Source organism: Streptomyces sp. NPDC027185 (assembly GCF_055567035.1).
The window spans coordinates 1,234,515-1,245,264 of record NZ_JBVHRF010000001.1 but is presented as its reverse complement, the minus strand read 5'-3'; the positions used below and the strand labels follow the sequence as shown (position 1 = coordinate 1,245,264).

Below are 10,750 nucleotides of genomic sequence, written 5' to 3'. Positions count from 1 at the left end.
GGTTGATAGGCCAGATATGGAAGCACTGTAAGGTGTGGAGTTGACTGGTACTAATAGGCCGAGGGCTTGTCCTCAGTTGCTCGCGTCCACTGTGTAGGTTCTGAAGTAACGACCTGTGATGTGCCGGGTTGGTTAACTTCATAGTGTTTCGGTGGTCATTGCGTTAGGGAAACGCCCGGTTACATTCCGAACCCGGAAGCTAAGCCTTTCAGCGCCGATGGTACTGCAGAGGGGACTCTGTGGGAGAGTAGGACGCCGCCGAACAATTTTTGGGGAAAGCCCTGCATCTTATGGTGCGGGGCTTTCCGCATTTTCGGGGAAAAGACCAATTGCTCCGGTCTTCGTAGCCAGTTTTGGGTTGCGGGGCCGGGGCATTTTTGCGTTGTGCCGGTGATGGGGCGGCGGCCCTCCTCGGCCCTTCGTTGGCCTTCCACGCCGGGGAATGCCAGCATGCTCTCGTGTGTCGTTGTGCGGGGCTGGTTCTGGAGAGGGCGGTTCTTTGGCCCTGGGCTGTCCCTTGGCGTTGAGAGGGAGGCGTTGGGGCGGTTCTCACTGTGGCCTCGGGGCGTATAGGAGCGACTGGGCGGGATGGCTGGACCGGTTGTGCGGGAGGTCGGGTTCATCTGCGTAATTCGGTGCGTATAGGGGAGCGGATATGGCTCCGCCCCGGCTCCCTGGGGGAGACGGGGCGGGCGAGGGGGTTTCCGGCCGGTGCCGGGGTCAGTTCTCCGTGGGGGAGGGGGACTGGGCGGGGACGGTGGGGGTGTCGTAGTCGGTGAGGCCGGCGGCGCGGGCGAGTTCGATGTCGAGGGACTCGCGGCGGATGCGCTGGTCCATGTAGAGGAGGGCCGTCACGCCCGCGCTGAGCGGGAAGGTGAGGGTGGAGCCGATGACGGCGCCGAGGCCCAGGAGGGTGAGGAACGTCCAGCCGGTGGTGGGGGCGGTGCCGTTCAGCCAGCCCATGAGGTTGTCACCGTCGATGATGAAGGCGATGAGCGTGAGAGGGATCTGGACGATGAACTCGACGATGCCGACGAGCAGGTACATCAGGAGTTGAATGCCGAGGATGCGCCACCAGGAGCCGCGGACGAGCTTCGCGGAGCGGCGCATCGAGGCGACGATGCCCTGCTTCTCCAGCATCAGGGCGGGCGGCGCGAGGCAGAACCGCACCCACAGCCAGACGGCGGCGGCGCTGCCGGCCAGGAGGCCGAGCGAGGCGAGGGCGAATCCGGCGGGTGCGGAGCCGACCGCCACGAGGATCCCGCCCGGCACCGCGGCCACCAGGATCACGGCGGTGAGCAGCAGCATGAGCAGGAAGAGGAGGCCGCAGAGCCGGGGCAGCTGAGAGCGGGCGTCCCGCCATGCCTCCCCGGCGGTGACCGGGCGGCCGAGGACGGCGCGGCTGACGATCATGGTCAGCAGGCCGGTGGCGAGGATCGTGGCGAGCAGCCCGATCAGCGCGGTGATGCCGTTGCCGAGGACCGTCCGGCCCAGCTCGCGGAACGCCTTGGTGACGGCCTCGGTGGAGTCGATCTCCAGGACCGGGGCCCGGCCGGTGTCCGGGAACCACAGGCCCGTCACCAGGGTGATGGCGACCTGCGCCACCACGGCGATGACGAGGGAGATGCCGAGGACGGTGCGCCAGTGGAGGCGGAGCATCGAGAGCGCGCCCTCCAGGATCTCCCCCACGCCCAGCGGGCGCAGCGGGATGACCCCGGGCTTCGCGGCGGGCGGCACCGGGGACCAGTTGCCGCCCCAGGGCGGACCGCCGGGAGCCTGGCCGCCCGTACCGAGACCTGCGGTGGCGCGGCCGCGGGGGCCGGGGACACCGGCGGGCGTGGACCACGTACCGGCGGGTGGTTGCTGTTTCGACCACTGCGGGGGAGCCGGCGTTTCCTCCGTGGCGGGGCCGTCGGGCGGTGGGCCGTCGGGGTGCTCCCGGGCGCCGCGGTCCGGCTCGTCGGAGGGGGCGGATCCGGGCGAGGCCCAGCCCGGAGAGTTGTTCATCGTCGCTCCTTCATGCTTCCCGGCCGCCGCCGTGGCGGCCCGGGGACCGGCTTCCGCGGCGGCAGTCATCGTGTCATGGCAGGTGGTGCCCCGTGGCTGTGGCCTGGAGGGGGTGGTTCTGCTCGGGCGGGCGGCGGCGGCAGACTGGGCGGATGGCCGAACGTGCTGAAGTACCCGAGACCGGCGCGGTGGCGCCCGTCGTCCCGTCGTTGCGCTGGGCGGAGCCGCCCAGCGACCCTGCCGTGGTGTTGCTCGACCAGACCCGGCTGCCCGCCGAGGAGACCGAGCTGATCTGCGCGGACGTGCCGCAGCTGGTGCGGGCGATACGGACGCTGGCGGTGCGGGGTGCGCCGTTGCTGGGCATCGCGGGCGCGTACGGCGTCGCGTTGGCGGCGGCGCGCGGTGACGACGTGGGAGCGGCGGCCGACGCGCTGGCACACGCCCGGCCGACGGCCGTGAACCTGGGATACGGAGTACGGCGGGCGGCCGCGGCGTACCGGGCCGCGGTGGACGCCGGTACGGGCGCGGAGGGCGCCGCGGCGGCGGCGTTGGCCGAGGCGCGCGCGGTGCACGCCGAGGACGCCGACGCCAGTGCGCGGATGGCGCGCCACGGGCTGGCGTTCCTGGACGGGCTGCGGCCCGGGGGCGGGCACCGGATCCTCACCCACTGCAACACGGGCGCTCTGGTGTCCGGCGGGGAGGGCACCGCGCTGGCGGTGGCGCTCGCCGCGCACCGGCGGGGCGCGCTGCGCCGGCTGTGGGTGGACGAGACCCGGCCGCTGCTCCAGGGCGCGCGGCTGACCGCGTACGAGGCGGGACGGGCCGGGATGCCGTACACGGTGCTGGCGGACGGGGCGGCGGGTTCGCTGTTCGCGGCGGGGGAGGTGGACGCGGTGCTGATCGGGGCGGACCGGATCGCGGCGGACGGCTCGGTGGCCAACAAGGTGGGCAGCTATCCGCTGGCGGTGCTGGCCCGGTACCACCGGGTGCCGTTCGTGGTGGTGGCGCCGTTGAGCACCGTCGATCCGGCGACCGCCACGGGTGCGGACATCGTCGTGGAGCAGCGTCCGGGGTGTGAGGTGACGGAGTTCCCGGTGGCGGGCGGGCGGTCCCTTCCGGTGGCGCCGGTGGGGGCGCCGGCGTACAACCCGGCGTTCGACGTGACGCCGGCGGAGCTGGTGACGGCGATCGTCACGGAGGCGGGGGTGGTCTCGCCGGTGACCCGGGACGGGCTCGCCGAGCTGTGTTCCACGTCACGTTGGAGTACGTCACGATCAGGTAATGGGATGATGGCCGAATGAAGGGACGCGTCCTCGTCGTCGACGACGACACCGCACTGGCAGAGATGCTCGGCATCGTGCTGCGCGGCGAAGGCTTTGAACCGTCGTTCGTGGCGGACGGTGACAAGGCGCTCGCCGCCTTCCGCGAGAGCAAACCCGATCTTGTGCTGCTCGATCTGATGCTTCCCGGGCGGGACGGCATCGAGGTGTGCCGGCTGATCCGGGCCGAGTCCGGGGTGCCGATCGTGATGCTGACGGCCAAGAGCGACACCGTGGATGTGGTGGTCGGCCTCGAATCGGGGGCGGACGACTACATCGTCAAGCCGTTCAAGCCGAAGGAGCTGGTCGCCCGGATACGGGCCAGGCTGCGGCGATCGGAGGAGCCGGCGCCCGAGCAGCTGGCCATCGGTGACCTGGTCATCGATGTCGCCGGGCACTCGGTGAAGCGGGACGGCCAGTCGATCGCGCTGACGCCGCTGGAGTTCGACCTGCTGGTGGCGCTGGCCCGTAAGCCGTGGCAGGTGTTCACCCGTGAGGTGCTGCTGGAGCAGGTGTGGGGCTACCGTCACGCCGCCGACACCCGGCTCGTCAACGTCCATGTGCAGCGGCTGCGCTCGAAGGTGGAGAAGGATCCCGAGCGGCCCGAGATCGTGGTGACCGTGCGCGGCGTCGGCTACAAGGCCGGGCCCAGCTGATATGAGCCGGACCGGTGCGGCCCCGGAGGAGAAGCGGGGGCGTTCCACCGACCCGGTACGCGGAACGTCCCTGTCGGCGCGGGTGGTCGCGCGGTTGCTGCGGGGCGGGCAGTTGCTGCCGGACGGTGCGGTCAGCGGTCCGGTGCATCCGTTGCTGCGGCTGTTCAGCCGGTGGGTGCGGCGGCCGTTGCTGCCGGCGCTGCGGCTGTGGCGGCGCAACATCCAGCTGCGGGTCGTCGCCTCGACGTTGCTGATGTCGCTGGTCGTGGTGTTGCTGCTCGGTGTGGTCGTGGTCGGGCAGGTCCGTAACGGGCTGCTCACCGCGAAGGCGCAGGCGGCGCAGAGCCAGGCGGCGGGCGGTTTCGGGGTGGCGCAGAAGCTCGCCGACGGCGCCGGTGCGGGCACCGGCGCCACCGGCGACGACGCCGCGCGCTCCGGGCGCGGCACCCAGGACTCCGCGACCTGGCTGACCGGCCTGGTCGAGCAGTTGGCCAGTGGCGGTCAGGGCGTGTTCTCCGTCGTGGCGCTCAGCTCGGACTCCGACGAGCCGTTCGGTGATGCCAGCCGTGGCACCCGGGGGCCGCGCGCCTCCGGGGACGTCGATCCGGAGGCGAGCGTCCCGCCGGATCTGCGGCGGAAGCTGGACGCGCGGGCGGGTACGTTCCGGCAGTACACGCAGATCAAGCGGGTCGGTTCGGACGAGGGGCTGCCTGCGCTGATCATCGGTAAGCGGCTCAACGATGTGAATGGCAACCAGTTCCAGCTCTACTACCTCTTCCCGTTCACGCAGGAGGCGGAGACGCTGAAGCTGGTGACGGGCACGTTGGCGACGGCCGGGGTGTTCGTCGTGATCCTGCTCGGCGCGATCGCCTGGCTCGTCGTGCGGCAGGTCGTCACGCCGGTGCGGATGGCCGCGGGGATCTCCGAGCGGCTGGCCGCCGGGCTGCTCCAGGAGCGGATGAAGGTCACCGGTGAGGACGACATCGCTCGTCTGGGTGAATCGTTCAACAAGATGGCGCAGAACCTCCAGCTCAAGATCCAGCAGCTGGAGGAGTTGTCCCGGATGCAGCGCCGCTTCGTCTCGGACGTCTCGCACGAGCTGCGGACGCCGCTGACGACGGTCCGGATGGCGGCGGACATCATTCACGAGGCGCGCGAGGACTTCGACCCGGCGACGAAGCGCTCGGCGGAGCTGCTGCGCGGGCAGCTGGACCGTTTCGAGTCGCTGCTGGCCGAGCTGCTGGAGATCAGCCGGTTCGACGCCGGCGCGGCGGCGCTGGAGGCCGGGCCGGTCGATCTGCGGGACGTGGTGCAGCGCGTCATCGAGGGCGCCGAGCCGCTGGCCGAGCGGACCGGGACGCGCATCGTGGTGCGTGGCGCGGAGCAGCCGGTGATCGCCGAGGCGGACTCCCGGCGGGTGGAGCGGGTGCTGCGCAATCTCGTCGTCAACGCCGTCGAGCACGGTGAGGGCCGGGACGTGGTGGTGCGGCTGGCGTCGGCCGGCGGGCCCCGTGGCGGCGCGGTGGCGGTGGCGGTGCGCGACTACGGCGTGGGGCTGAAGCCGGGCGAGGCGGCCCGGGTGTTCAACCGTTTCTGGCGGGCGGATCCGGCGCGGGCGCGGACGACGGGCGGTACGGGGCTGGGCCTGTCGATCGCCGTCGAGGACGCCCGGCTGCACGGCGGGTGGCTCCAGGCGTGGGGCGAGCCCGGTGGCGGTTCGCAGTTCCGGCTGACCCTGCCGCGTACGGCGGGTGAGCCGCTGCGGGGCTCGCCGATCCCGCTGGAGCCGGAGGACTCGCGGCGCAACCGCGCGGCGGCTGCCGCGGCCCGGTGGCCCGGCGGGCGTACCCCGGCGGCCCTGCCGGCGGTGTCCCGGGCGGCGCTGCCCGCCGGGCCCACCGGACGCGGTGCGTCGGCGGAGGGCGTACGGGACGAGAAGGCGGCGCGCGGGGCGCCGTCGCGCGCCGGTGAGGCGGCCCCCGGTGAGGCGGCCGGAAACGGCCGTGGCGGGGACCGGGAAGGTGAGCTGGGTGAGCGCTGAGCAGGGACGACGGCGGGGGGCTGCGGTCTCCCCGGTGCGCCGGGGCGCGGCCGCGGGGCCGGGCGGGACGGATGCCGAGGCGTCGCGCCCCCGGGCCGCCAGGGGCCGCAGGGGTGTCCGGGGCGTGGCGGTGCTGGGCAGTGCGGCGCTCCTGCTGGCCGGGTGTGCCTCGATGCCGGAGAGCGGGGACGTCAAGGCGGTCGATCCGTCGCCGCGCGCCGACGGTGATTCGCAGGTGCGGGTGTACGGCGTACCGCCGCAGGACGGTGCGCAGCCGACCAACATCGTCCGCAGCTTCCTCGACGCGACCACCAGCGACGAGGCGGATTTCCGGACGGCGACGCAGTATCTGGCGCAGTCGGCGCGGCGGACGTGGCGGCCGTTCCTGGTGACCAACGTGCTCCAGGAGCGGCCCAAGCCGGAGAGCGGGCCGCAGGTCCGGGGCGACCGCGACGGATACACCGTCACGCTGTCGGGCAGTCAGGTCGCCACGGTGGACGCCGGACACGCGTACACACCGGAGGAGAAGCCGTACCACCGCACGATCCACCTCATCAAGGAGAAGGGGCAGTGGCGGATCGACCGGCTGCCCAACGGGCTGGTGCTGGGGCAGTCCGACTTCCAGCGCATCTACCAGTCCGTCAACAAGTTCTACTTCGCGTCCTACAAGACGGAGTCGCAGGAGCCCAAGGCGCGCCGTAACGTCCTGGTCGCCGATCCGGTCTATCTGCGGCGGCGGATAGACCCGATCACGGCGAGCGTGCAGGCGCTGCTGGACGGGCCGACGAACTGGCTGAATCAGGTCACCGTCTCGGAGTTCCCCTCCCGTACCCGGCTGGCCAGCCGCACCCTGGCGCTCGACGACTCCAACGCACTGCGGGTGAAGCTCAGCAAGGAGGCGGTGAGCACGGACACCGGGCAGTGCCGGCGGATGGCGGCTCAGATGTTCTTCACCGTCCAGGACATGACGCGGGCGTCGAAGATCAGCGAGGTGGAGCTGCAGGGCCCCGCCGGCGACTCGCTGTGCGTCCTGAGCCAGAGCCGGGCGGAGCGGGACTTCGCGCCCCAGCAGCAGTCCGGCGGGCCGGCGGACGAGTACTACCTCGACGCCGAGCACCGGCTCGTCGCGCTGTCGGACGCGGCGACCGAGGCGTCGCCGGTGCGCGGTCCGTTCGGGACGGGCCGGACGCCGCTCGGCTCGGTCGCCGTCGCCCGGGACGAGCGCACCGCCGCCGGTGTGTCGACCGACGGCAGGTCGCTGTACGTCGCCGCGCTCCAGGACGGTACGGAGCGGGGCGGCCCGATGCTGACCAGCGCCGTCAAGGATGGTCTGACCGCGCCGAGTTGGGACGGCCTGGGGGATCTGTGGATCGCCGAGCGCACCGAGCGCGGGTCGCGGCTGCTGCGGATGCGGGAGGGCAAGGGCGATCCGGAGCAGGTGGCGGTGCCCGGCCTCGGTGACCGGCGGATAAAGGCGATCCGGATGGCCGCCGACGGCATCCGGATCGCGGTCCTCGTGGAGGACGGCGGGCGGACGACGTTGCAGCTCGGCCGGGTGGAGCGGGGCGGTTCGTCGGCGCATCCGCTGTTGTCGGTCGAGGAGCTGCGGCCGATCGCACCGCAGCTGGAGGACGTGGTCGCGGCGTCCTGGGCGGGCGGCAGCCGGCTGGTGGTCGTGGGCCGGGAGTCCGGCGGCGTGCAGCAGATGCAGTTCATGGAGACCGACGGATCCGCGTCGAACGTGCCGAGCCTGCCGGGCGTCACAGGCGTCAAGGCGGTGGCGGCGTCCGAGGACGAGACCCGTCCGCTGATCGCCGACGCGGTCGACGGCATCGTCCGGTTGCCGCCGGACGCCAATTGGAAGACCGTGGCGAAGGACGGTACGGCGCCGGTCTACCCGGGGTGAGTGCGCGGCTACGCGGCCGGGGACCGGCGCGCCGGAGGGGTTTTCCACAGGGCTGGTGAGGGGCCGCCCCGCGCGTGACAGTGGAGTCATGCGGGGGATGTGGCGAGAGCTGGCCGGGCTGATGCTGCCGGTCGAATGTGCCGGGTGCGGACGGCCGCGTACGGAGTTGTGCGGGCCGTGCCGCCGGAAGCTGGCGCGCGGTGGGCGCGGCGCGGCCCGGGTGCGCCCGGACCCGCCGCCCGCCGGGCTGCCCGAGGTGTGGGCGGGCGCGGTCTACGCGGAGGAGGTGCGGGCGGCGCTGCTCGCGCACAAGGAGCGGGGCGCCCTCCGGCTGGCCGGGCCGCTCGGGGCGGCGCTGGCAGGCGCGGTACGGGGGCTGTGCGGGCGGCAGGGCGGCGTGGGCCCGCGGGCGGGTCCTGTGGTGCTGGTCCCGGTGCCGTCCGCGCGGCGGGCGGTGGCCGGGCGCGGGCACGACCCGGTCCGGCGGCTGGCGTACGCGGCCGCCCGTGAGCTGCGGGGTACGGGCAGGCCGGCGCGGGTGTGGGCCGGGCTGGCGCAGCGCGGGCCGGTGGCGGACCAGGCGGGTCTGGGCGCCCGGGAGCGGCTGGCCAACATCGCCGGTGCCCTGGAGGTGCGGGGCGGTGGTCCCGGGCCGGTGGCGGGGCCGGTGGTGCTGGTGGACGACCTGGTGACCACGGGGGCGACGCTCGCCGAGGCGCGGCGGGCGGTGGCGGCCGCGGGGTGCCGGGTGCTGGGAGCGGCGGTGGTGGCCGCCCCGGGGCCGTCGTTCGCCGTACGGCCGGCGACCGCGGCCCGGTCAGGGACGTTCCAGGTGGGGGAGGGAAAACCACTCGAACGCAGCTGGTGGCCGTGAGGGGGTGCCGACAGAGGCCGGAGAGAGCTATGTTCGGTTGTGAGGACTTGGCGGACGCTTTGCCTCGTTTGTCGTGCTGGGTGCATATGAGGCCGTTTGCAGCGACCCTGAAATCAGGAGAGTGGAGAGCCCGTCCCCGGGGGAGGAGGAGGTGAAAGTCGCCAAGTCCGAGGCTTCGGCACTCACCGGAGCCTGGTGCAAGAAGGAATCGCGCCGTCCTTCGGGCGGAGCGATCCGGGAACGGAGTTCTGCGTGGACATCGTCGTCAAGGGCCGCAAGACCGAGGTGCCCGAGCGGTTCCGCAAGCACGTGGCCGAGAAGCTGAAGCTGGATAAGGTCCAGAAGCTCGACGGCAAGGTGATCAGCCTGGACGTCGAAGTGTCCAAGGAGCCGAACCCGCGGCAGGCCGACCGTTCCGACCGGGTGGAGATCACCCTTCGCTCCCGAGGCCCGGTGGTGCGGGCCGAGGCGGCGGCCGGTGATCCGTACGCCGCGCTGGATCTGGCCACCGCGAAGCTGGAGGCACGGCTGCGCAAGCAGCACGACAAGCGCTTCTCCCGCCGGGGCAGCGGCCGGATCCCGGCCAGCGATGTCGCGGTGAGCGTCCCCGACGCCGCGAGCCTGAAGCCCAACGGAGAGCTCGCCGCGGACGTGGTGTCCGAGGAGAAGGTGCCCACCAAGAAGGTGGCGTCCCTGGACGTCCAGGGGGACGGTCCGCTGGTCGTCCGGGAGAAGACCCACTCCGCGGCGCCCATGGCGCTCGACCAGGCGCTCTACGAGATGGAGTTGGTCGGTCACGACTTCTATCTCTTCGTCGACGCCGAGACGAAGCAGCCCAGTGTCGTCTACCGGCGGCACGGCTACGACTACGGCGTCATCCACCTGAACCCCGATTCGTTCGGGGAGGAAGGGGCCGGGGGCGCGGGGGGCGCACTCGGCGGCTGACCTCATCCTCATGGTGCCCCGGGCGTGCGCCCGGGGCACCATCGTGCCTGCAAGGAGGAGGAGTTGAGGCCGTATAGAGTTGGTGCCGGGCCATGGCGCAGGGGCACCTGGGGGTGCCGGGGAGCGGCCGTATGGCGTTGATCGGGCTGGCCGCGGGGGCCGTTGTCAACCAGCCTTGTGTCCAAGCTCTGGCCGTCGGGCCGGGCAGCTGACGGGGAGGAACGATGGGGGACAGCTTCGGACCCGTGCGCGGCGACGCGGGCGACGGCGGGAGCGGCGCCGGTGACGGGTTCGGAAGGGGCGGGGATCCGTCCCGCGGGGAGCCGATCCGGGTTCTGGTGGTGGACGACCACGCGCTCTTCCGGCGGGGGCTGGAGATCGTGCTGGCCCAGGAGGAGGACATCCAGGTCGTCGGCGAGGCCGGGGACGGCAGCGAGGCGGTCGAAAAAGCCGCCGATCTGCTGCCCGACATCGTGCTGATGGACGTACGGATGCCCCGGCGCGGCGGGATCGAGGCGTGCACCGCGATCAAGGAGGTGGCCCCCAGCGCGAAGATCATCATGCTGACGATCAGCGACGAGGAGGCCGACCTCTACGAGGCGATCAAGGCCGGGGCCACGGGATATCTGCTCAAGGAGATCTCCACGGACGAGGTGGCGACCGCCATCCGGGCCGTCGCGGACGGACAGTCGCAGATCAGTCCCTCGATGGCCGCCAAGCTGCTGACCGAGTTCAAGTCGATGATCCAGCGGACGGACGAGCGGCGGCTGGTGCCCGCGCCCCGCCTCACCGACCGGGAGCTGGAGGTCCTCAAGCTCGTCGCCACCGGCAGGAACAACCGCGACATCGCCAAGGAACTCTTCATCTCCGAGAACACCGTGAAGAACCACGTCCGCAACATCCTGGAGAAGCTGCAGCTGCACTCCCGGATGGAAGCGGTGGTCTACGCGATGCGGGAGAAGATCCTCGAAATCCGGTGAGGGCCCGACCTCCCGCCGCTCG

Annotated in this window: 8 protein-coding genes and 1 rRNA gene; 8 read left to right on the top strand and 1 reads right to left on the bottom strand. The window is 72.2% G+C overall.

Annotated elements, in window-relative coordinates; translation table 11 throughout:
* The first annotated feature begins 147 nt into the window (after nt 1–147).
* Nucleotides 148–264 (top strand): 5S ribosomal RNA (gene rrf, locus ACZ4M8_RS05295).
* 456 nt (nt 265–720) lie between these two features.
* Here the strand turns inward: rrf and ACZ4M8_RS05290 are convergent.
* Nucleotides 721–2,007: a DUF7847 domain-containing protein gene (locus ACZ4M8_RS05290; protein ID WP_467603402.1), complete on the bottom strand. Its 1,287-nt coding sequence runs from the start codon at nt 2,005–2,007 to the stop codon at nt 721–723.
* Between the two features lie 152 nt (nt 2,008–2,159).
* Between ACZ4M8_RS05290 and mtnA the strand changes: the two genes are divergently transcribed.
* From mtnA to ACZ4M8_RS05255, 7 genes are all read left to right on the top strand, one after another.
* Nucleotides 2,160–3,308 carry an S-methyl-5-thioribose-1-phosphate isomerase gene (gene mtnA / locus ACZ4M8_RS05285; RefSeq protein WP_467603401.1) on the top strand — a complete coding sequence of 383 codons (1,149 nt, stop codon included), beginning with the start codon at nt 2,160–2,162 and terminating at the stop codon, nt 3,306–3,308.
* Entirely contained in the window at nt 3,305–3,982 is a 678-nt protein-coding gene (gene mtrA, locus ACZ4M8_RS05280) for a two-component system response regulator MtrA (protein WP_004000747.1), read from the top strand. Before mtnA ends, mtrA begins: the two co-directional genes overlap by 4 nt.
* A gap of 1 nt (nt 3,983) precedes the next feature.
* The gene (gene mtrB / locus ACZ4M8_RS05275; protein WP_467603399.1) at nt 3,984–6,023 is read left to right on the top strand and encodes an MtrAB system histidine kinase MtrB; all 2,040 of its coding nucleotides are present in this window, start codon (nt 3,984–3,986) and stop codon (nt 6,021–6,023) included.
* A complete protein-coding gene (locus ACZ4M8_RS05270) occupies nt 6,013–7,929 on the top strand; it encodes an LpqB family beta-propeller domain-containing protein (protein ID WP_467603398.1) in 1,917 nt (638 codons plus the stop codon). The genes mtrB and ACZ4M8_RS05270 overlap by 11 nt, the downstream gene beginning before the upstream one ends.
* Nucleotides 7,930–8,017: 88 nt before the next feature.
* The gene (locus ACZ4M8_RS05265) at nt 8,018–8,803 is read left to right on the top strand and encodes a ComF family protein (protein WP_467603397.1); all 786 of its coding nucleotides are present in this window, start codon (nt 8,018–8,020) and stop codon (nt 8,801–8,803) included.
* Nucleotides 8,804–9,055: 252 nt separating this feature from the next.
* Nucleotides 9,056–9,748 carry a ribosome hibernation-promoting factor, HPF/YfiA family gene (gene hpf / locus ACZ4M8_RS05260; protein WP_467603488.1) on the top strand — a complete coding sequence of 231 codons (693 nt, stop codon included), beginning with the start codon at nt 9,056–9,058 and terminating at the stop codon, nt 9,746–9,748.
* Nucleotides 9,749–9,972: 224 nt separating this feature from the next.
* Nucleotides 9,973–10,728 carry a response regulator gene (locus ACZ4M8_RS05255; RefSeq protein WP_467603395.1) on the top strand — a complete coding sequence of 252 codons (756 nt, stop codon included), beginning with the start codon at nt 9,973–9,975 and terminating at the stop codon, nt 10,726–10,728.
* Nucleotides 10,729–10,750: the final 22 nt, after the last annotated feature.